Origin of the sequence: Paenibacillus sp. FSL H8-0282 (assembly GCF_037963825.1) — a bacterium.
GTDB classification, from domain to species: domain Bacteria; phylum Bacillota; class Bacilli; order Paenibacillales; family Paenibacillaceae; genus Paenibacillus_AQ; species Paenibacillus_AQ odorifer.
Map to the genome: position 1 here is coordinate 2,372,266 of NZ_CP150146.1, position 22,564 is coordinate 2,394,829.

The 22,564-nt window shown below is 47.2% G+C and carries 15 protein-coding genes; all 15 read left to right on the forward strand.

Going from position 1 to position 22,564, the window contains the following annotated elements:
- Nucleotides 1–152 precede the first annotated feature (152 nt).
- The 15 genes from NST94_RS10220 (at nt 153) to NST94_RS10290 (ending at nt 22,472) form a co-directional block, all read left to right on the forward strand.
- Nucleotides 153–1,562: an extracellular solute-binding protein gene (locus NST94_RS10220; protein WP_339281919.1), complete on the forward strand. Its 1,410-nt coding sequence runs from the start codon at nt 153–155 to the stop codon at nt 1,560–1,562.
- Between the two features lie 222 nt (nt 1,563–1,784).
- On the forward strand, nt 1,785–2,849 hold the full coding sequence (locus tag NST94_RS10225) for a GDSL-type esterase/lipase family protein (RefSeq protein WP_076130126.1): 1,065 nt from the start codon (nt 1,785–1,787) through the stop codon (nt 2,847–2,849).
- A gap of 16 nt (nt 2,850–2,865) precedes the next feature.
- A complete protein-coding gene (locus NST94_RS10230; RefSeq protein ID WP_339281920.1) occupies nt 2,866–4,419 on the forward strand; it encodes an extracellular solute-binding protein in 1,554 nt (517 codons plus the stop codon).
- A 74-nt stretch (nt 4,420–4,493) separates the two neighbouring features.
- Nucleotides 4,494–8,747, forward strand: coding sequence for an alpha/beta hydrolase fold domain-containing protein (locus tag NST94_RS10235; RefSeq protein ID WP_339281921.1), 4,254 nt, complete (start codon nt 4,494–4,496; stop codon nt 8,745–8,747).
- A 103-nt stretch (nt 8,748–8,850) separates the two neighbouring features.
- Nucleotides 8,851–9,057, forward strand: a complete 207-nt coding sequence (locus NST94_RS10240; protein WP_076130129.1) for a tautomerase family protein — start codon at nt 8,851–8,853, stop codon at nt 9,055–9,057.
- Nucleotides 9,058–9,118: 61 nt separating this feature from the next.
- Nucleotides 9,119–10,003, forward strand: a complete 885-nt coding sequence (locus NST94_RS10245; protein WP_248549251.1) for an ABC transporter permease subunit — start codon at nt 9,119–9,121, stop codon at nt 10,001–10,003.
- Nucleotides 10,004–10,024: 21 nt separating this feature from the next.
- Nucleotides 10,025–10,909 (forward strand): carbohydrate ABC transporter permease, encoded by an 885-nt coding sequence (locus NST94_RS10250; RefSeq protein ID WP_139329962.1) that lies wholly within the window; start codon nt 10,025–10,027, stop codon nt 10,907–10,909.
- A 64-nt stretch (nt 10,910–10,973) separates the two neighbouring features.
- The gene (locus tag NST94_RS10255) at nt 10,974–12,005 is read left to right on the forward strand and encodes a response regulator (protein ID WP_076186675.1); all 1,032 of its coding nucleotides are present in this window, start codon (nt 10,974–10,976) and stop codon (nt 12,003–12,005) included.
- Entirely contained in the window at nt 12,005–13,801 is a 1,797-nt protein-coding gene (locus NST94_RS10260; protein WP_076280254.1) for a histidine kinase, read from the forward strand. Before NST94_RS10255 ends, NST94_RS10260 begins: the two co-directional genes overlap by 1 nt.
- Nucleotides 13,802–13,848: 47 nt before the next feature.
- Nucleotides 13,849–14,610, forward strand: a complete 762-nt coding sequence (locus tag NST94_RS10265; RefSeq protein ID WP_076280949.1) for a glucose 1-dehydrogenase — start codon at nt 13,849–13,851, stop codon at nt 14,608–14,610.
- The gene (locus NST94_RS10270) at nt 14,607–16,685 is read left to right on the forward strand and encodes a heparinase II/III family protein (RefSeq protein WP_339281922.1); all 2,079 of its coding nucleotides are present in this window, start codon (nt 14,607–14,609) and stop codon (nt 16,683–16,685) included. Before NST94_RS10265 ends, NST94_RS10270 begins: the two co-directional genes overlap by 4 nt.
- A gap of 2 nt (nt 16,686–16,687) precedes the next feature.
- Nucleotides 16,688–18,982, forward strand: coding sequence for a DUF4962 domain-containing protein (locus NST94_RS10275; RefSeq protein WP_339281923.1), 2,295 nt, complete (start codon nt 16,688–16,690; stop codon nt 18,980–18,982).
- Between the two features lie 57 nt (nt 18,983–19,039).
- Nucleotides 19,040–20,596 (forward strand): extracellular solute-binding protein, encoded by a 1,557-nt coding sequence (locus NST94_RS10280; protein WP_076130137.1) that lies wholly within the window; start codon nt 19,040–19,042, stop codon nt 20,594–20,596.
- A gap of 161 nt (nt 20,597–20,757) precedes the next feature.
- Nucleotides 20,758–21,156: a hypothetical protein gene (locus NST94_RS10285; protein WP_076280946.1), complete on the forward strand. Its 399-nt coding sequence runs from the start codon at nt 20,758–20,760 to the stop codon at nt 21,154–21,156.
- A 143-nt stretch (nt 21,157–21,299) separates the two neighbouring features.
- Entirely contained in the window at nt 21,300–22,472 is a 1,173-nt protein-coding gene (locus tag NST94_RS10290; protein WP_076130139.1) for a serine hydrolase domain-containing protein, read from the forward strand.
- Nucleotides 22,473–22,564: the final 92 nt, after the last annotated feature.

The following is a 22,564-nucleotide window of genomic DNA, read 5'->3' on the forward strand; positions in this document are numbered from 1 at the left end:
TTGACCGCTCTGTATGACACCGTGGGTGCAGAACATACGCTATATGGGGCCAGACTCCGATACTTGTCGTTCCCAAAGGATTTCAGTATGATGAATACTATATAAACTTGTCCCTATGGGCTCGATTAATCGGAAGATGGCGAGGAAACCCAATGCAGAAAAGGAATAGCAGAAAATTTTTCCGTATCAGGCTAGAGGAAATGATTCAAACCGTGCGACATGAAATTCATTCGGGAAGTATAGCGATCGGCAGTTATCTTCCTTCAGAAAGTGACTTAGAGGTGCGCTTCGGACTTAGTAACGCTTCTGTGCGCAACGGGCTTAAGGTGCTGGTGGATGAAGGATTAATTGAGAAAATTCCGCGTGTTGGCAATCGGGTAATTCCTCCGGTAGAGGAAGGCAGAACGACGATCAAGTTCGGATATGTGAACAACATTCCCAAGCTTGTAGAGATGCAAGAGCTACTGAATGAGTTCGGCAAACGCTATCCGCATATCGACGTTCAGCCGCTCGAGTTGTCTTCAGGAAACTACTCGACATCTTTGAAGGAATATTTGCAGTCGGAAATCATGGATGTCGTACTGATGAATAATAACAATTATCAGGATTTTTTGGAGCAAGGCTGTACGGAGCTGCTGGAGCCGATGGAGGAACAGCCGGACACGTATCGTTTTCTTTCCGACCCGTTCCGGTATGGTGACCGTAATCGCGTTCGCCCCTTCATTTATTCTCCAGTCGTGCTTTGTTATAATAAACAGCATTTTAAGGAAGCCGGCGTATCACCACCCGACAGTAGCTGGACCTGGGACGATTTGTTCGCTAATGGTCGAAAGGTAGCAGAAGGTCATGACTGGTACGGTTTTTATTTTTATTTGCCTTCTCGTAACCGGTGGCCGTTGTTCCTGCTTCAAAGCGGCACAACGTTTGCGGCAGAACAGGATGACGAAGGGAAATACCGGTTCAGCGGCTCAAAGCTACTCGACAGTTTAGGAACCATCCGAAAGCTGATAGGCATGAAAGATGTATTTCCAGCCGTATTGTCCGAGAGCGATGCGGATGCGGAAGCCTTGTTCTTGCAAGGCAAAGTGTCCATGATAATGACGACCTATTACTTCTTGAATCAATTGCGTCAATCCGATTTGGCATTCGATATTGCTCCATTGCCGCGGCTGCAAAATGCTGATACGCTGCTGATTATAAATGGACTGGCGGTTAACAGCAAATCACAGAACAAGGATGCATCCATGCTACTCGTCGATTTTCTCACCTCACACGAGGCACAACTGATCATTAGGCGCAAGACGCTGAATATTGCAGCCAACCGTTTGGTGATGGATTGGGAAGGTGAGGAAGTGGGTTATCGTCCGGCCCGTTTTCAGCTTTATCGTGAGATCTTCCCTACCTATCGTCTGGTTACAGAGCTGGGTTTAAGCAACCTCCAGTTGAAAGAGATTCAACGTGATATCATGATGTTTGTTTCAGGTCTACTGGACAACGACGAGTTATGCCGCAGACTTGAGGAAATATTGAATGCGGTAAATCAGGAGACTCAGCACTCTTGAGGACTGAAAGTTCATGTGAAAATCCCGGCACAGGTTCAATTCTGAATCTGTGCTTTTTGTTATGTTGAAGTATTTGTTTGTTGCACAAGAATTGACTCATATATGACTCATAATAAACATAAAAACTTGTTGACTATGCTTTTGTTGTTATTATATGATGCAATAGAAGTCAGATATGAGTTAACACGAACTCGATTTTATTAAGGTGGTGTAGCTGCAAAGATGGAAAAGGAAGGCGTTTATTTTCACAATGTTTCGGAGCTGGTTCATAAACCCTATCAATCTGGATTGCATCTCCAGCGTTTTCCGCAGCATGTGCGCAATGGCTTGTCAGAGAAAGGAAGAACCAAAGCTATACAATCGAACGGCTGTGAATTGCGGTTTGTCACCGAATCCAAGCATGTTAGGGTCACTGTCGGATCGAATGATAGTAACGGCCGCGTTGTGGTATGCAGAGGGGATTTTTTTCATTCTCAGCATTTTCTGCAGGCGGGTACGGTAACCACTCTGCACTTGGAGGAGCCGGAACGTTTTACAGAGGTATCAAGTAAGCGGCTGAATCAGTCTGGATTTTCCTCTAACGTATGGCGTTTGCATTTTGATCGTTTCGGAGCTGTTTACTACGATGTGGATGCTTTTGGTTGTGAAGTACGTGCGCCTAGACCGGAAGAGGTACCGAAGCTTACGATGCTCGCCTATGGATCTTCCATCAGCCAGAGCGCGGGATCCACGCATCATTTCAATGGTTACTTACAGCAGACAGCGCGCAGACTTGGTGTGGATGTGCTAAATCTTGCGCTTAGCGGATCTTGTTATTGCGAGGACGTAGTTGCCGATCATCTGGCTGAACGTGAGGATTGGAATTTTCTGTTTCTGGAACTTGGTGTCAATATGCGTGCTGTAGTGTCTCCCGAGGAATTCAAGCGTAGAGTGTCTTACATGCTGGACCGGGTTATCAAAAATCATCCTGACAAACCTGTGTTCGTTACTACGATTTATCCGAATCGTGCAACGTATTTTCTTGATACAGGCCATCTTCTTCATGTCCAAGAGGCGGTTTTTAACGAAGTGCTGCTTCGTTACTGTGAAAGCAATAAACATCCACAACTACATCTGCTGGATGGCGCATCAGTCATGCGCGATCTTACCTCGCTGACCTCCGATCTGATTCATCCTTCCGATTATGGACACACGCTAATGAGCGAGCATTTAGCCAAGCTGTTGCGGCCCATGATCGAACCCCTCCGAACTTCTAGTCATTCTACTGAAGTGTCCCCAATTTTATAATAGGGAGTTGATGGAAATGAAGCGTTGGATGCTTACCATGGTGGGAGTTTCATTATTAGCCGTCTCTATGAATGGATGTTCCTCTTCTAATAAGGGGGGAGAAGAACAAGCAGGGGAGAGTCCGGAAAAAACCACTGCTTTCTCCATATCGTTCCGGAGCGGAAACATTTCGTATGCAGACAATCATCCGAATATTAATGATGACAAATGGGTCAAAAAGCTGGAGGACCTTACAAATACAGTTCTTAACATCCGTTTGATGCAGCAGAAAAATTTTGATTCGCAAATGATTCAAATGTTCGCGATCAACGACATTCCGGATGTCGTGCAAGCAAGCTCTGGGCTGACGAACCCTCAGTTGGCAGGTTCCGTGGAAGCCGGAGTATTCATGCCCCTAAATGAATTGCTTGAGCAGTATGGGCAGGATCTTCTCAAGAAAGTTCCGAAGGAGGCATGGGAGAAGGAGACCGATGCGAAAGGTAATATCTATGCGATTCCGGAATGGCTGTCCAATCCGTCACGCCGGGCAACTTGGATTCGTGCGGATCTTTTGGAACAAACAGGGCTGCCAGAGCCTAAAACAGTAGATGACTTCCTGAATGTCATGCGTGCTTTTAAGAAGCTGGGTGTGGAGAATCCTTATATGGGCCGGGAGGACTTTGTATATTCGGATATGTTCTTCGGATCTTACGATACCTTTGCTAATTTCTTTATGAAACAAGGGGATCAAATTGTCCCGAAATTTATGAATATCGAAAATATGCAAAAGACGATCCAAACGTACAAGACAATGTTCGACGAAGGACTGATCAACAAGGAATTCGTCACAATTAATCCCACGAAATTTAAGAACGATATTCTTGCAGGCAAGGCGGGCATCTGGAACATGAATGCGAACCTGTTGATCCAATGGGATCAGCAGCTAAGAGAACAGGTGCCTACAGGTAAAATGAAGCTGATCGCCTCGCCCACAGGGCCAGACGGTAAGGGGGGACTTCGTCTTGTCGGTACGGTGCCGCGAGCGTATTTAATTAACAAGAATGCGAAAGACCCTGCCGGGATCGTCAAGTTTTTCAACTGGATGGTTAGTGACGAAGCGGAGAAGTTTTTTACCTTCGGAATTGAAGGGGAAAACTACACTGTAGAGAACGGAAATATTAACTATAACAGACCGAAAACAGCTGATGAAGTTGATGAAGAAACGTTCCGTCAAATCCTGCTGTGGTTCGTACAGGATACTACCTACAATAAAGGTGCGCTTAGTCTCACACCCGAAGGAAAAGATTTGATGAAGCTCTACGACACAGTACTTGCGAATGAGGGACGCGACGGGATTCAATTTGAACCGCAAGTAAAAGGCTATCAGAAAAACCCGGACATCACTCCAGGTGGAGATAAATTGCCGCCTGTTATATTGACGCATGTGATCAATATGGTATACGGCAAAAAGCCGATCTCCGACTATCCGAAGGTGGTGGAGGAATGGCTGCAGAAAGGGGGAAGTGATGTCGTCAAGGAAGCAACAGAACGTTATAACAATAACGACGGTGTGATTTTGTCCCGACATTAATAAGCTGCACCTCAAAAGAGGTTTGAACTCCATAATGCTTGTGATTACCTATACCATGACAGGGAGGAATTCATTTGAGAAACGGACTATATAGGAAAGCTTTTCGAGTGGGCATTAGAGTACTGTTGGCTTTGGCTTTGTTATATTCGCCTTTGGAAATGCAAGCGCTTACTGGAGTTTATGCAGACGGAATAACCGATGACTATGTTACGCTCTACGAGGAAAACTTCGATGACCCTGACAATTTTGGATCTACCGGTGGTATTGCCATTCCGGGGCCTTGGCTGCAGGAAGGCGAAGGAAACAGTATGGCGAAAACTTCGGTTTCGTCCACGGCCCCGTCCTTACCGAATCTGGTGAAAATCGATGGCAAGGATGCATTGGCGCTGCCAGTGAATTCGACGGGGTACCGCAATCTTCAATTGAGTTATTATACACGGGCATCCTCCTACATCGGAGGAAGCGTCATCGTAGAATGGTCAAGTGACGGAGGGATAAATTGGACAACGTTGGAGGAATTTAAGCTGCCCCCAGGAACGCTGGAACAAAAGAACAGTGAGCCGAACCAACTCAAAGTCCAAAACTTGGGCAGCGGAGCTGACAACAACCCGAACGTCAAAATCCGGGTTCGTGTGGGGGAGCTTATGAGCGCGAATATGTACATTGATAGTGTCGCCCTCAAAGCTCAAGCGATTCCCGGAATACCACCCGCAGAGACACCGGTGCCAATCCCTACACCGGCTGAACCTAAGCCGTTTGTGGTTCCTGAAGGCGTTAAGCTGTATGAAGATGTGCGGATTGGGAATGCTGGAACGCGGCCGATTTATACTTCGATTGCCGTACCCAAGATCCTGCCTCAAGCACCCGTGCCAGTGATGGTATACATTCATGGCGGAGGTTGGAATCACGGAGACCGGAAGCAAGCCCTTGCCAGTATCTGCAACTATGTAACCAAGCGAGGATATATCGGAGTATCGCTGGATTACCGCTTAACCCCGGAAGCGCCATTCCCGGCGCAAATTCAGGATGTGAAGCTTGCTATTCGTTACTTGCGCGCGCATGCGGCAGAATACCATCTGGACCCGAGTCGGATCGGTGTATGGGGTTCGTCATCAGGGGGGCATCTGGCCTCACTACTCGGTACGACTGGGAACATTAAGTCAGGCGAGACAATCACATTGGATACAGGACATACCGTAAATGTTCCGGATTTGGCAGGGAATGGCGGTTGGCAGCAATATTCTGATCAAGTGCAAGCCGTTGTCGATCTCTACGGTCCAGCGGATTTTACAACAAACTTCGCTAATAGCTATAAATCTGTAAAAGCGCTTTTAGGCGGGAACGACGCGTTCTCTGTGCCAGACCAGGCAAGGTTGGCTATGCCTGGCACTTATGCGTCACCGGACGATCCGCCTTTTTTCATCCGCCATGGGGATGTGGATTCGACGATCCCATATACGGACAGTATTACGTTCTCCAATCAATTGAAGGATGCAGGCGTGAAAGTGGTCGATGTCAAAATTGTACCTAAACAAGGTCACGGTTTTATAGGCCAAGCGGCTGAGCAAGCAAGCGCCGAGGCTTGGGCTTTTATGGATCAATATGTAAAGAATCGAACGGCAACAACACCTGATGATGAGGTTGTATACCGCGATCTAGCCATTCTGGCACCGAGCGACGATGCAGTCATCGACAGCAGCAAGCCCACTGTAAACTTCAATAGCGCGACGGGCAGCAGCAATGGATTGTTCAGTATTTCTTCTGGCGCCGAGAACAAGAAATATGTGTATTTTAAATTTGATGTCTCTTCATATAGCAATCCTGCAAACAGGTATATTTTTAATGTTGCTGCCAAAAAGGGTTCATCCAATGCGGACCTCGAACTTTCGTTATTCGGCCTAAAGGATACAAATTGGACTGAATCGGAGCTGACTTGGAGCAATGCGCCTGTCACGGATCTGACCATTGCTTCGTTAAGTGGGAAATTTACCGTAACGGCAGACAAATCAGGAGCTCCACAGGTTTACAGCATCGATGTGTCCGAGTTTGTCAGAGAAAGATTGTCCGCATCGGGCGGTAATATCGCTTTTCTGCTTGGTGATGCGGCAAGCACTGGAATTTCCCTCAATGTCTATTCGAAAGAAGCTAATGGCAACAGCAACCCCCGTCCACAGCTTGTTGTTCAAGAAGCGGTTGCACCTTCAAGCGACCATGAGAAACCTTCCTGGCCGGATGGAAGTTCTCTGAAAGCTGTCAATATAGGTACAGAGTTCATTCAACTTTCATGGCCGGCCGCCAGCGATAATCAAGGTATCGGCTCCTATCGCGTATACCGGGATAACACCCTGTTATCCAATGTTACCGGTGCAACGTATACAGCCGTTGGGCTTAGCCTTAGCACGGCGTACAGCTTTAAGGTTGAAGCGGTGGATCAGTCGGGCAATACATCCGTACCGCTTTCTTTTACGCGGTCAACGCTTACAGAACCCATCATTCCTTACGCGATTGCAAACGTGACAGCCAGCGACAGCGATGGCAATATCGCAACGAATACCATCGATAATAACTTGTTCACCCGTTGGTCCGCCGCAGGTAACAGCCCGTGGGTCCAATACGATTTAGGCGAACGGAAGCAGATCAGTTATTTAGGTATTGCCGTTTATAAAGGTGACACGCGTACGGCTCAATTGAGTATCGAAACTTCAAATGACGGTTTGGCTTGGACTACCATATGGACTGGTGCAAGCATGTACAGAACCATAGAGATGCAACCTTTTGATCTTCCTGACACAGAAGCCAGATATGTGCGGATCGTGGGTCTTGGAAATTCTGATGGCAGCGCGTTTACAAGTTTATCGGAGGTAAACATCTATGCGCCGTTCGCAAATGGCGATACACCTGTAGCCAGCATCCCGAACTACACACCTAATCCCCCCCGGGAACCGATCCCATTCACAGCTCCCGGATTAACCGAACCTGAGGGTACGGTGCATCCGGTTCATTCCTCACCTACTACCACTGGGCGCATCTTGAACGTGCTGGACTATAATGCTGATCTCGCCGATAACGACACAGATGACGGTATTGCTATTCAAGCTGCCATAAACAGTGCTGAGCCCGGCGATGAGGTCTATTTGCCGTCTGGGGTTTATAATTTGAACTCAACATTGGATACTCTTGTCAATTTGAAGCTCAAGTCAGGAGTAAACCTTCGCGGTGAGGATCAATCAACAACCATCCTCAAGACATCTCTCAATAAGGTAAAAAACAGCGCCCTGATGAAAGTATCCGGACAGCATGATCTGTCCATAACTAATCTCACATTGACTTCTACATGGAACGGTGTCTACACGACGGATCACAAAGTGAACAACCCGGACGCCGGTGGTCCCGACAGCATGATTACCATCGCAAATTTTGGTGAGGTTCCGTCATACAACGTCACGGTTGATGGAGTTACTGTAGAGAAGTATTCACGTATGGGTGTGCGTATCGACAACAGCCGTGATATCGTCGTACGCCGCAGCACGTTCCGAAATGCGACAGATGTAGGTCCGGGCGGTGCTGGCTATGGTGTGTCGATTCAGGGCATGGCCAAGCAGGATCGCAACGGGTATGAGAACGACACGGTTTGGAATGTTGTGGAGGACTCCCATTTCGAAGGCCCTTATTTGCGGCATGGGGCGCTGATCCAATTTGTTGCCCATAACAATGTCCTGCGAAACAATCAGTTTATGAATACAAAGCTGGATGCCATCGATCTGCACGGAGAACTCGAATATTTGAACGAGATATACGGCAATGTGATTAGCGATATTCCCTACGGCGCGGCGATCGGACTGGGAAACACTGGGGGTACAGCACCCAGCAATCACAGTAAGTCAGGACCGCGTAACTATATCCATGACAATACGATTCGTAATACAAGAGAAGGAATCAATGTAACTATGGGCACCCCGGATACAGTCATTGAGCGAAATGTGATTGAGAATACAACGCATATAGAGAACGCCAAGGGCATTCAGATTTTGAACGGGCCAGGTACTATCATTAAGGAGAATATCATTCGCAACAACACCGCGTCGAATTATTGGGCTGTATCCCTTGAGCATGATCCCGGCGACAGCAAAGCAAATGATATCGGAGCGGGCGACCCGCAGGACGTTCAATTGATCGCAAATTCGCTGATTGGCAATACGAACGGTATTCGACTTCTTGCTGGAAAAGGGATCATCCTGCAGGGGAATCTTATTGACAGTATAAGTTGCAATTATTTCAAAAATGATCATGTAGTAGTAGAGGGTTGGCCGTTACCGATTATACCCTAAAGAAAACACAAGCTCACTCATAGAAACTCCATATTGCAAGCGCTTTATTGTAGGTAGAATGAGGTTAGATTCATTCACTATTTAAGGAAATGGAGGAAAGCCGATGCCACATATTGAGATTAGGATGTACGAAGGCCGAACGAGTGAGCAGAAGGAGGAGATAGTCACCGTATTCACGCGGGAGTTATCCCGAATTATTGAACGGGAGGAACGATTTATTACCGTCGAATTTCAAGAAATTCCCCTGGATGAGAATGCTCCGGCGAACCTGCTGAAAACAGGACCTATAGGAAACGGTTATGAAAGCTAAGTTAACTGGGGTTGACCTTATTAACTACAAAGCCGACACGAAAAGGTCCTTGCTTTTAAACATGTGGAAATTCAGAGCACTCTATGTGATTGCGATTCCCGGGATCTTGTATTTTATTATTTTCAAGTACTTGCCGTTGGCTGGTTCAGTTATTGCGTTTCAGAACTACAATATTTTTAAAGGCTTTACAGGCAGTGAATGGGTGGGACTCGAGCACTTTAGGACGATGTTCCAATACCAGGATTTCGGAAGAATCTTGAGCAATACAATTCTGCTAGGCTTGTATGATCTTATATTCGCCTTTCCGGCTCCAATATTGCTTGCGCTTCTGCTGAATGAAATTCGGCTTGTGTTTTACAAACGGTTTTTGCAAACGGTGGTTTATATGCCCCATTTCCTATCTTGGGTAATTGTCAGCGGTATCGCCTTGGGTATCCTCTCCCCAGGAACAGGGATTGTGAATCAGGCTTTACAAGCTTTCGGCTTTGAACCGATTTATTTTCTTGGTGAAAATTCATACATTCGCACGATTTTGATCAGTTCCGGTATCTGGAGGGATTCCGGGTACGGTACGATCATTTATCTGGCCGCGTTGGCAGGAATAAACCCAGATCTTTATGAGGCTGCTGAAGTAGACGGAGCCGGGCGCTGGAAACAAACCTTAGCCATTACACTGCCGTCTCTGATACCGACGATTATGATTTTGTTCCTTCTCCATATCGGGAGATTTCTTGATCTTGGCTTCGAGCGGGTATGGGTATTCCTGAACGCGCTTAATACCGGGAACGGGGAGATTCTGGACACTTATATCTATAAGGCGGGGCTGCTGTCTCAGCAATACAGCTATACAACAGCAGTGGGGCTATTCAAGTCGGTAGTTGGACTCATTCTGGTGCTCATCGGCAACATTTTGAGCAAAAAAACAACCGGTGAATCGCTGTATTAATCGCTCTTTATGGAGGTAGGGATGATGAGAGTACGCTATACTCGCGGCCAGAATCTATTTAATGTGTTCAATCTTTTGTTTCTGACCGCTCTCGCTTTGGCTATGTTTCTGCCGTTTCTGAATGTGATTGCCCAGTCCTTTAGCAGCTCTGAAGCAATTATTAATGGCAGGGTAGGCTTGCTGCCAAAGGAATTTACCGCGATCAATTATCAGTACGTTTTCAGCGATCATTCCATTTGGCGGGCGTTCGGTGTTTCCGTCTATATTACGGTACTGGGCACCGCCATTAATCTGATTGCGACAGCTTCTCTCGCTTATCCGGTGTCGCGGCCGGAATTCGTAGGACGTAAATACATCGTCATGATGGTATTGTTCACTATGGTATTCAGTGCCCCTCTTATTCCAAACTTTATCCTGATCAAAAATTTGGGGCTTATGAACTCCTTATGGGCACTTATGATTCCGGGGGCCATCAGCGCATTTAACTTTTTCGTGATGAGAAGCTTCTTTATGCAGCTGCCTCAGGAGCTGATAGATTCCTCCAGAATCGATGGGTGTGGCGAGCTGCGGATCATAGTCAATATGGTACTGCCGTTGTCCAAACCGGTAATGGCCTCATTGGGGATTTTTTACGCCGTCGGGCACTGGAATACGTACATGAGCGCTCTGTATTATATCAACAAGCCGTCATTATGGCCTCTGCAAGTGATGTTGAAGAAGCTCTTCGAGACGGACGATATCAGCATTGATCCGGCTTCCTCAGTTTATAGCTCTTTGGCCCACACCTCACCTGAGGGCATCAAAATGGCTGTTATCATTGTCGCTACTATTCCGATTATCATGATTTATCCGTTTCTTCAACGCCATTTCGTTAAAGGAATGATGGTCGGATCCGTCAAATCCTGATCTATCATAGTGTGGTAGAATAGGAACGCGTTAAGCGAGACGAATCGGAAGGTGGTATCCATGGATGAGATGTGTATTAATCGTAGACGACGAGCCCATGATTCGAAAGGGACTTTCTATCATGATCCAGCAATGCGGCGAGCATCCGTATAACATTAAGCTGGCCCAGAATGGCGAGGAGGCCATCCAGCTCATTATGGAGGAGCAGCCGGATTTTCTTTTTACAGATATCCGTATGCCCAAGGTAGACGGACTGGAGCTGTGCCGGCGGCTGTCGGAGATGGAGACGGATATTCAGACTGTTGTCATCTCGGGTTATGGGGATTTTGAATACGCCCGCCAATGCGTGTCCTATGGAGTGAAAGAATATCTCCTGAAACCCGTGAGCAAAGGGAACCTTCAAAATGTGATCGCCAAACTGGAAGCGCATAGAGAGAAGTTAGAGAGTTTTGTCTCTGTCGCTAAGCTCGATGAATGGGTCGTGCGTATGGATGATGCCATCTGGACCTTGGATAAAGAAAGGCTGTACCTTGTACTGAAGGAATGGGAAACTGATTTCCTCCAGCGTAAGATGAGCCGAATTCAGCAAAAAGAGCTTCTGGAAGAGGGCTATGCTTTACTCGTGAAGAAGCTGCTTGTCAATTCAGTTACACCCGGTAAAAGCGTGTTAGACTTGTCCGCAGCAGCTGGACCTGAGCAGTTATTTCACTGCTTCGCAGAAGCGTCAGCAGCTATATTGGAAGAGCTTCGTAGAAAGCGCAAGGGTAAAGCGAAGGATCCGATAGAGGAAGCTAAAGCATTTATTGAAAAGCATCTCGCCCAGGAAGTATCGCTGGAAGAAGTGGCGGAAGTGCTTGGGCTAAATGCCTCTTATTTCAGCCAGATGTTTAAGCACTCAACAGGAGAGACCTTTGTGCATTACCGCATAAAACGCAGGATGGAGAAGGCCAAAAGATTACTTGCCGATGCAAGCTATCGGATCACCGATATTTCCTATGAAGTCGGGTATGCAGACCATCCTCATTTTACGAAGACGTTCAAAAAGTTCACCGGGCTGGCTCCTTCTGAGTACCGCAACCAGCTGGGGATCGATTGATGAGAAAGAGTCTGTCGAACAAGCTGTTTGCCTCCTTTCTGACCGTCATTCTTCTATCCTTGTCCATGGTTGGATTTATCTCTTATTTTCAGGCTTCGGCTGAGCTGGATAAGTCTTCAGAGAAGTCCATAGCCCAAGTCATCAGGAGTGCGTCTTATCAAACGGATCTGTATTTGCAAAATTATGAAAAGGCTAGCGATTCCATTCTGTCCTACAATCAAGTCAAGGAGTTCTTGGATATGGACCCGGAGGATAGCTTCTCCTACTATCAATATACGAATGACATTCAGAAGTATTTGTTTCGTTCTTTGTTTATTCTGTATCCCCAGATTAATCTGATGTACGTCATCGGTGAACACGGCAAGGCCATTAGCGATGATAACTCCTATCAGGCACATAGCCTGCAGTTTCATCCTCAGGAACGCTACAGTTTCTTAAGCGAACATACGCCGGAGAGCGGCCGCATCACCATTCTCAACACGAATGTGATGAATGAAGGGGATAAGAACATTATTACGATGGTCCGCCGAATCAGAGGGGTCTCTTCCTATCGTCCCAAAGGTATAGTCGCCATTGAATTCAAGGCAGAGGATCTGGCCCGTATATGGGAACCTCTTGATCTGGGACAGGGCGGGTCCTATTTTATCATGGACGAATTCGGCAAGCTCCTTTACCGGGCGGAAGGGAATAATAACCACCCTGGGTTATCTGCTGAGCACATTCAGAACGTATTTCAACACCCAAATGACTCTGTGGTGGAAAAAGTAGACGGGAAAGAGTATTTGTTCGTGTCGAGAAAATCCGAATATTCCAAATGGCAGCTTGTAGTATCCATACCCGTTGGTGAGCTGCGCAAGCCTATTTCTACCATTCGTACGACCACGCTGGTGGTGGGAGTTCTCACGCTTGTCGGCACACTGCTCCTTGCAGCCTGGTTCGGACGATCCATCACGAAGCCCATCCTGATTCTTAAGGAGGGCATGAGGGAGACGGAAAAAGGCAAGTGGCGCAGGCTTGAGATGAACGGCCGTCAGGATGAACTGGGGGGATTGATGCGCAGCTACAATCTCATGGTGACCCGGCTGTCCGAAATGATTGAGCGGGTATACGAAGCGGAGCTTACCACCCAGAAGGAGGCTCTGGAGCGTCATCAAGCTGAATTCCAGGCACTCCAGCTGCAGATTAATCCGCACTATCTATATAACACATTAGAGACTATCAAATGTTATGCGGTCGTTCAGGATTCGGATGAAATCACAGAAATAGTGGAGGCCATGGCATTCATGCTTCGCTACTCCATCCAAACTAATCTGGAGGAAATTACGATTGCCAATGAGCTTAATCATGTACTGAGCTACATGACGATTCTCAAGCACCGGATCGGCAGGGAGTTCGAAATTGACGTAGTGATTCCGCCGACGCTGCTACTGGCTAAGATGGTCAGGCTTACACTTCAGCCCTTGATCGAAAATATTTTTCAGCATGCGTTTCCCGAGGGAATTGAAGACAAGCACTATATTAGAATCGACGCCAGAAAAGAGGGAGATCGTTTTCTAGTTCTTGTAGAGGATAACGGCGCAGGGATGTCCCGCGAACGGCTTGATAAGCTTCGTGAGAAGCTGAATCTGAATCAGCTGGCGGATACGGAAGGAGACTCCCTCTATCATAGAGGTGGAATCGGGCTCATGAACGTGCATCGGAGAATTCAAATGGTGTTCGGTGAACAATACGGATTAAGTGTCGAAAGCGTGGAGAATGAGGGAACCCGGTTGATCTTATCCATGCCTGCGGAGTGAGGAAAAAGATGTTTTCAGAAAAAATTACTATTAGGAGGAAATAGGCAATGAAAATTGATTTGACTGGTAAAATTGCGCTTGTTACAGGGTCCAATGCAGGGATAGGCCGACAAATCTTGGAGACTTTGGCTGCTTCCGGCGCCAAAGTGGCGGTAAACTATTTGTTCGGTTCTGCGGAGGAGACGGTGGACGCGATCCGTCAGGCCGGAGGAGAAGCTTATGCTTTTCAGGCAGACGCAACAAGTCCTGGTCAACTGGACAATATGGTGAAGGAAATAGAGGAGCATTTTGGCGGAACCATCGATATTCTCGTCAACAATGCAGGCGGCATGATCAATCGGGTTCCCAATACTGAAATGAACGAAGAGCATTACAACAAGGTGATGGACGTTAATTTTAAATCATGCGTGTTTGCCTGCAAAGCCGTATCCGCAGGAATGATTGCCAAGAAAAGCGGTAAAATCATCAATGTATCTTCCCTTGCGGCCCATGACGGCGGCGGACCGGGCGCTTCCATTTATGCAGCGGGCAAAGCTGCGGTATGGTCTTATACCAAGGGACTTGCCAAGGAGCTGAGTCCTCACGGGATTAATGTAAACGCTATCTCTCCTGGATTTATCGGTCAGACCGCTTTCCATGCTACCTTTACTGCAGATGCGGCAAGACAGGCAACGATTGCGAAGATTCCGCTGGGCCGGGAAGGTGCTCCACAGGATGTGAGCAATGTGGCACTCTTCCTCGCTTCAGAGCTGTCGGATTATCTGACAGGCGAAATTATTGAAATTAACGGAGGCTTGTTCATGCGATGATGAACCTTAAGGAGAAAGCAGATACTTTTTCCTGGGTTGGCCTTGAGGTGGATAAATTGAAAATGGAGCTGGATCCATTCCGGAGAGAAGAGATTCTGCTCCCGACAGAACCTGGTGGCTGGTGGCACCAATATGTATGTCCCCAGCATCATACTGAGCTAATCTTCGATGTTATGGAGCAAGATGCGGTTGTCTTTTCTTGCCCGAAGGGCTGCAAGCTGGAAGGTGAACCCTACCGGGGAGCATGGCTGGTATACCGGCATCAGGCAATGGCGCGATACGCCCTGCAAGCTGCCGTGGTATTCGCCGCAGACGGAGAAGAATTATACAGCAGCTTAGCCCGGAAGATTCTTGTCGGTTATGCGGAGCAGTTTCCTTTGTATCCGGTTCATCCCGATGCTCAACCCTGGATGCTTAGTGGCCGTGCCTTTCATCAGGCGCTGACAGAGGCTATCTGGTCCACTACGCTTATTCGGGCCTATCTGCTGCTTGTGGATCATGGAGTAACGTTCGCTGGGGAGGAAGAGGTAAAGCTGCAAGTGTTCTTCACGATGCTGGAGGAGAGTATGGAGCAATACCGCCACATCCTCATTTACGAGAAGAAGAATGCAGAGAACAATTATACCGCATGGCTGAATGCTAGCCTGGCTTGTGTATATGCCGCCAAGGGTACCAGAGAAAAGCTTGCTTCTTTGCTGGAGGGAGAAGGCGGATTCTATCATCATCTGTCCATTGGCGTGAAGCCAGATGGTTTTGAATTTGAAGGCAGCACGTACTACCATATTTTTGTATTGCGGGCTTATCTCATAGCAGCCGAGATGTACGGGCGCTTCGGGGTTGACCTCTATGCTGCCAAAGGAGAACAGGGACAATCCATCCGTGGCATGTTTCAGTTGCTGGCAGAGCTTAGCGGCGATAACGGGGAGCTTCCAGCCGTGCATGATGGTCCTTATGCGCGCGTTCCTTTCGCCCGAGAAATTGCTGAAGTATTTGAAATAGGTATTGCGGTTTACCAAGACCCGAGTCTCCAGCCAATACTGGCGAATGCTTATAGATATCTATACGGGCAGGAATTAAGGACTGGTCTGGAGGCAGTGCTGTATGGAGCAGGTGAGAGTAAGGAGCTTCAGACCAGTTACAGGGTGAGAGACTCTGTCCTACTGCCGGATTCCGGATTCGCCGTGCTCCGCCACCCGGGCAATCCGCTGTCCGTGCTGGCGGATTTCGGAGAGCATGGCGGATCACATGGACATTTCGACAAGCTTCATATCACGATTATGCACCGATGGGGCGAGGTTGCTCCCGAACTGGGTATGGTTCCTTATGGATCTGTTTTGCGCAAGGAATGGTATTCCGAAACTGCGAGCCATAACACGGTCACCATCGGAGGTCGTTCCCAAGCTCCACATACCGGAAGCTGCTGTCAATTTCGCCAGGAAGGCAACGCTACGTACTTATGGATTCGTTCAGACGGCGCCTATGAAGGAGCTGTTCTAGAGCGGCATCTTGTATTGGCCGACGGTTGGCTGCTGGATTGGTTTCATGTTGAGCAAGTAACGGAGCGGAGTCAGGAAGTAGACTTATGGTTTCATCCGACGGGACATTTGCTGTTACCGTTCGACCCTCACCGTGTCCAGAAGGATTCTCCGGCAGTCCTTGGACTGGAAGCGGGTTATGGCTCAGTAGAAGTACTGTCCGCAATGAAAAATGAGACGGACTGTCCGTTAAATACGGAGTGGAATATCCGTTATGATGGAGTGAGCACCGGCCGGGAGTATGAAGTATCCACGAGTACTCTACTGGCGCCCGGCTCCACTATGTATGAAATCCGCACACCGGGTAATGCCGAAGACCCGAGTAGATTGCTACGAGGCATTATGCTTCGGTACAAAGGCCCGTCGGTTGATTTTATCACGGTTTATCGGGACGGGCACGAACCTGCTGTAATGAAGCTAGTGAGTCTGGTGGGCGAACCGCCCCGAATCCAAATAGCAACAACTGGGCAAGCAGTGGTGTATTGCCTTGACCCTAAAGCGGGACTGATTCAGGAAAAGTCCCGGAATACGGAGGAGTAGAGATGTTAGAACCTTTATTTCAACCTACCAGCGGCGTACTCGACCTGTCATATGGGCCAGATGAACATACAGATGTTGGAGAGAATCCTCCGCGGTTTACTTGGATGCCTGCATGTCTGGAAGAGAGTATGTATGAGCTACAGATCTCCTCAAACACTGAATTTAAGCCGGAAGGCACATTGACCTACAGTAGAATTCCCTATAATTTGTTTACCCCGGATAAGCCGTTGGCGCCTGGCTCGTATTATTGGCGATATAGTCTTATCGGGGAGAAAGATATCCGTTCCGAGTGGAGTAAAGTAAGAGCTTTTGTGGTGGAGGATGAATTGCCGCTAACGCCACTGCCTTCCCGTACAGAACGATATTCAGCTGCTTCCGCCAACCATCCGCGGCTTTGGCTTCAAGCGGAGCAACTTCCGTTTTACCGGGAAGTTGTCCGCCAAGACCCGATTTCAACTGGCTGGGAAGACTTCCTGAAGCATTCCGTTCTACCCTGGACAAAGCGCGAGCTTATTCCCGAGCCTGCACCGTATCCAGATAATAAGCGTGTCGCCACACTATGGCGGCAGATGTATATGGACTGCCAGGAAGTCTTCTATGCTATCCGGCATCTTGCTATAGCTGGAGTTGTGTTGGAGGACGAGGCGCTTATCGCCAAAGCTAAAGAGTGGCTGCTTCATGCTGCAAGCTGGAACACAGATGGTACCACCAGCCGGGATTACAACGATGAATGCTCCTTTCGCATAGCCGGAGCGTTGGCATGGGGCTATGATTGGCTTCACGGCTCTCTGACGGAAGAAGAACGCCTTAAGGTAAGGCAGGCGCTACTGCGAAGAACCGGGCAGATCGCATTCCATGTCATCGAACGTTCCCGCATCCATCAAGTTCCTTATGACAGCCATGCGATCCGCTCTTTATCCTCTGTACTCGTACCCTGTTGTATTTCCATGTTGGGTGAGGAGGAGAAGGCGCAGGAATGGCTTGATTATACGCTGGAGTACTTCTCCGCCATGTATACCCCATGGGGTGGCAAAGATGGCGGGTGGGCAGAAGGTCCGATGTATTGGACCACTCAGATGGCATTCGTTACGGAGGCGCTCAATCTAATTCGCAAATACATGGCAATCAATTTCTATGACCGTCCTTTCTTTCGCAAAACAGGTGACTTTCCGCTCTATTGCTTCAGTCCGGATACCATGAGGGCTAGCTTCGGCGATCAATCGTCACTGGGAGATCCGGTCAATCTCAAGACGGGCTTCAATATCCGCCAATTCGCCGGTTTAACCGGAAATGGCCAGTACCAATGGTATTTTGAGCAAACTAAGGAACTGAACCCTGACACCCAGATGATCTTCTATAACTACGGCTGGTGGGATTTCCGGTTCGATGAGATGGTTTATCGCACAGATTATCCGCAGATTTCTTCAGAGCCACCGGTGGCTGCAGAACCTTTGAAGTGGTTTCAGGATGTGGGATGGGTGGCCATGCATCATCGGATGGAGGATCCGCAGGAACATATCATGCTGTTGACCAAGAGCAGCCGTTACGGCTCTGTGAGCCATAGCCATGGGGATCAAAACGCCTTCCTGCTGCATGCCTTCGGCGAGCCCTTGGCTATTGAAAGCGGCTATTACGTTGCATTCAACAGTACGATGCATATGCAGTGGCGCAGGCAGACCCGCTCCAAGAACGCAATTCTTATTGACGGCAAAGGCCAATATGCTGGCACGGACAAGTCGAAGAACATGGCAGCCTACGGTAAGGTGTTGAAGGCGTATAGTACGCCCGGAATCAACTACACGCAAATGGATGCCACCGAAGCCTACCGCGAGAATGTACCCTATATCAAGCGGTATGTGCGGGAAATATTTTTCTTTAATAGCGCTTACTTTGTTATCACAGACAGTGTCGAGCTGGAACGTCCGGGAAAATTGGATTGGCTGTTTCATACGCTGTATCCCATGAAGCTGAAGGATCAATCTTTTAAAGTACATGGTAAAAAAGCTCAGATGGAGGGCAGATTTGTCTATAGTTCCTCGGGAGAAATGGCACTCAGTCAAAGCAATCAATTTACAGATGTAGATCCGAAAGAATGGGAAGGGCTGCCCGAGCATTGGCATTTGACTGCCTCTACCCAAGAGGCTGTAAGCCATCGGATCGTCACTCTTCTGATTCCCCAAAAAGCAGGAAGCCGGGATTACGTATCGTACTTTATGGACGATCAGGACCATGGGGTTCATGTCTACTTTACGAATCAGGGAATTACCCACCGTGTTGAGATCCCAAAAGCTTATTAGTCTTAAGATATCTTCATTTTACGTATACACCCCATTGTACAAGGAGAGGGTTATATTATGAAAAAATGGATTGGCATCTGTCTGGCTATCGTAATGGGTGCTACCGTTATTGCAGGTTGCTCGAACAAGGACAAAGAAGAGACTGCCGGAGGCGCGTCAAATACGCCGCAGAAAACTGAATTCTCGATCTCGATGCGGACGCTGGCTTTTAACTACGTTGAGAAATCACCCGACTTGAATAAGGACAAATGGGTGAAAAAGCTGGAGGAGATGACAAACACAGACTTGGATATTGTGTTGGTTCCTCATAAAGAGTTCGAGCAGAAAATGGTGCAGATGTTCGCTACTAATGATATACCGGATGTCGTTCAAGGTTCGGGCGGCGTAAATGGCAAGGAGATGGCTGGTTCTGTTGAAGCTGGTGTGTTCATGCCCTTGGATGATCTGCTGCAGCAAAACGGCCAGAACCTTTTGAAAGTAATCCCAAAGGAAGCTTGGGAGAACGTCACCTATCAAGGGAAAATTTATGCAATACCGGAGTTTCTGTCCAATCCCTCCCGCCGGGCGACTTGGATTCGCAAGGACCTGCTGGATCAAACCGGCTTGCAGGTTCCAAAAACGGTCGATGAGTACTTGACTGTGTTGCGTGCCTTCAAAAAGCTGGGGATAGAGAACCCGTACATGGGCCGCCAAGACTTCAAATATGCGGATGCTTTCTTTGGCGCTTATGATGTTTTTCCGTATCTGACTATGTTCGAGGAAGTAAACGGCCAGGTTCAGCCGAAGTTTATGGATAGCGAAAATATGATGAAGGCGTTACAAACCTACAACACCATGTATACAGAGGGTTTGATCAACAAGGAATTTGCCACCATTAACCCGACCAACTACAAAAATGCGATTCTCTCAGGCAAAGCGGGCATGTGGACGATGAATGCCAACGAGCTTCTGCAGTGGGAGCAGCAACTGAAGGCTACGACGCCATCCGCCAAGCTGGAGATTATTCCTTCGCCAGTGGGACCTGATGGAAAAGGAGGCTCCTACTTGTACGGCTCCGCCACGCGCACCTATTTTATTAAGGAAGGTACGAAGAATGCTGCGGATATTGTGAAATTTTTTGACTGGATGCTGAGCGAAGAGGCAGAAACCTTCTTTACCTTTGGGATTAAGGACGAAACCTATAAGGAAGAGAACGGCAAAATCGTATACACTTCTCCTGCGGATTCCGCCGCTATAGATGAGGAGCGCTACCGCCAGTCATTCCTCTGGATGGTGCAGGATACTACTTATAATAAGGGTGTCCTTAACATGACAGAAGAAGGTAGAAGCTTGATCAATGTATACGATACTATTCTGGCTAACGAAGGCCGTGACGGAATTCAGTTCGACCCGCGGCTAGATGCCTTGGTGAAGAATCCAGACATTGCACCTAACTCGGACACGGCTCCTCCGGTACTGCTGACGCACATGGTAAAGATGGTATATGGCAAGGAACCTATCAGCGACTGGCCGAAGGTTGTGGAAGAGTGGCTTTCTAAGGGCGGTAACGATGTCATCAAGGAAGCTACGGAAAAATATAACAACAAAGCTGGCGTCACCATGCCTCGCAGATAGACTTATCCTACAGGGGAGTTGGAATTCAATTAAGGGCTGCCGAGAGGTAGCCTTTTTAGTTAGGGCCAGTTTACTTTAATATAATATCCAAAGTATGGATTATATGGTAAGTTAAATGGAGACATTCTAATGAACTATATAAAAAGAAATGGAGTGATTTCATGAAGATGCGGAATTCAAAACTTTTATATTATCTTGTCTGGATCATAGTGGGGGCGCTCTTATTACATTATGGAAACTCGCTAATTAGTCATTACACTGAAGAGGCACAAAAGAACTATCAATTAGAAAATACTGTATGGATCACGGCTATTATCCCGTTTGTCTATGGAATCTATCTGGCATTATTAGAAGGATTACCTAAAGCTTTTGTTGTTAATTGGCTTCTGTTGTTTATTGTGTTTCTTCCAAGTTTTCTTCTGCTTATGTATCCAACTTTAGTAATGTATTTTAACATTTCGAATATCGAGATCTACAAATTTGCAAGCATACATGATGGAATAGTATTTGGTCTGGTTAGTGGAATGGCACTAGTTAAATCTCTAACGACAAACCGTTAACGAGATTACAGCATTGCTGTTACAGAATTATTGGAGCAGTATAAAATAGTTATATGTAAAATCACCCTTTCAATTATTTGGGTTTTATTGCAAGATATTTATGCATCATGTATTTTATTGAATAATAAGGGGGAGTGCGAATAATGTTATCATCCACAGAGCTTAGCAAGCTGAACGAAGTGAATTACAGGGAGGACCGTTTAGAGGTAGTTAATCATTTTTATGAGGATCTCTGTGATAAAAAAGTAGTCGATGGTTATATTTATTCTCTTAGTCGTTACGGGAAAATCTTTGCTAGTGCTGCCGGAGGACGTTTCAGTTACGAAGAAGAAAGCACCCAGGAAATGAAAACGGATACAATTTTTCGTGTTGCTTCAATTACGAAGCTGTTTACGGCGACAGCGATTTGGCAGCTTGCGGATGATGGTAAGATTTTTATGGGGCAGCCTGTGAGTTCTATTCTTCCAGAGTTTGATGCCGACCCTTTTAAGCCGATTACCATTGCACATTTACTGACTCATACCTCTGGCATCGCTCCCGATCCTGGCACTATAAGTGATACTTACTATAAAAGTGCATGGTGGTATATTTTTGAATCAGAGCTTGGAAAAGAAAACTGGATTAAAGCCGGTCTATCTAAAGGGATTCATTTTCCGGTAGGGACTCAATGGATGTATTCATCGTTTGGATACGCGATCTTGGGTGCAATTATCGAGAAAATAACGGGTGTTTTTGCAGAAAAATACATAATGGACCACATTGTAAAACCGTTAGGCATGAAAGATACCTTCTTTGATATACCAGCAGAAAAAGCTGGTAGGATCGCCATTCGTTCGGAAAGGGCTAAGGAATATCTTCAGAAGCTGCAAAACGGGGAAATTACGGACGCGGGACATAGGTCTGAGGAAGAAATCAACGTTCCCGAAACTGGTGGTGGTTTATATTCCACAGTTGCTGATCTGCAAAAGTTCGGGATTATGCTGCTTAATCAAGGGGAATACGAAGGGGGTCATATCTTAAGCCGTATGGCGGTACAAAGAATGACCAAGCGGTTTAATTCTGAGAAAATCCCAAACTATGCATGGGGAGATGCAGGAGCGGATCGACCATACGGACTGGGACCAGACCTTCGCTATAATGTGAGTACTTCTTACTCTGAAGGCACTTTTTTTCACGAAGGGGCTGGGGCGTGTGCCTTATTTGTTGACCCGGTTGAAAAGCTGATTGCCATTTGGTATCTTCCTTTTCACAAAGGGATTTGGGACGGCAGAGCGGTGTTTGGCACTCATAATGTGATCTGGTCCGGACTCGAATAAGAAAAAGACTTTTTTATGTGATATCTATAGATAGGCAGGATGTGACTTATGTTTGAGATGATAAAGCACCGCTTTCGCATTATGAGGGCGGT

Bases quoted from the DNA above. Each gene is read 5' to 3' on its own strand.
- NST94_RS10220 (WP_339281919.1), top strand. From the start codon at position 153: ATGCAGAAAAGGAATAGCAGAAAATTTTTCCGTATCAGGCTAGAGGAA.
- NST94_RS10225 (WP_076130126.1), top strand. From the start codon at position 1,785: ATGGAAAAGGAAGGCGTTTATTTTCACAATGTTTCGGAGCTGGTTCAT.
- NST94_RS10230 (WP_339281920.1), top strand. From the start codon at position 2,866: ATGAAGCGTTGGATGCTTACCATGGTGGGAGTTTCATTATTAGCCGTC.
- NST94_RS10240 (WP_076130129.1), top strand. From the start codon at position 8,851: ATGCCACATATTGAGATTAGGATGTACGAAGGCCGAACGAGTGAGCAG.
- NST94_RS10245 (WP_248549251.1), top strand. From the start codon at position 9,119: ATGTGGAAATTCAGAGCACTCTATGTGATTGCGATTCCCGGGATCTTG.
- NST94_RS10250 (WP_139329962.1), top strand. From the start codon at position 10,025: ATGATGAGAGTACGCTATACTCGCGGCCAGAATCTATTTAATGTGTTC.
- NST94_RS10255 (WP_076186675.1), top strand. From the start codon at position 10,974: ATGAGATGTGTATTAATCGTAGACGACGAGCCCATGATTCGAAAGGGA.
- NST94_RS10260 (WP_076280254.1), top strand. From the start codon at position 12,005: ATGAGAAAGAGTCTGTCGAACAAGCTGTTTGCCTCCTTTCTGACCGTC.
- NST94_RS10265 (WP_076280949.1), top strand. From the start codon at position 13,849: ATGAAAATTGATTTGACTGGTAAAATTGCGCTTGTTACAGGGTCCAAT.
- NST94_RS10270 (WP_339281922.1), top strand. From the start codon at position 14,607: ATGATGAACCTTAAGGAGAAAGCAGATACTTTTTCCTGGGTTGGCCTT.
- NST94_RS10275 (WP_339281923.1), top strand. From the start codon at position 16,688: ATGTTAGAACCTTTATTTCAACCTACCAGCGGCGTACTCGACCTGTCA.
- NST94_RS10280 (WP_076130137.1), top strand. From the start codon at position 19,040: ATGAAAAAATGGATTGGCATCTGTCTGGCTATCGTAATGGGTGCTACC.
- NST94_RS10285 (WP_076280946.1), top strand. From the start codon at position 20,758: ATGAAGATGCGGAATTCAAAACTTTTATATTATCTTGTCTGGATCATA.
- NST94_RS10290 (WP_076130139.1), top strand. From the start codon at position 21,300: ATGTTATCATCCACAGAGCTTAGCAAGCTGAACGAAGTGAATTACAGG.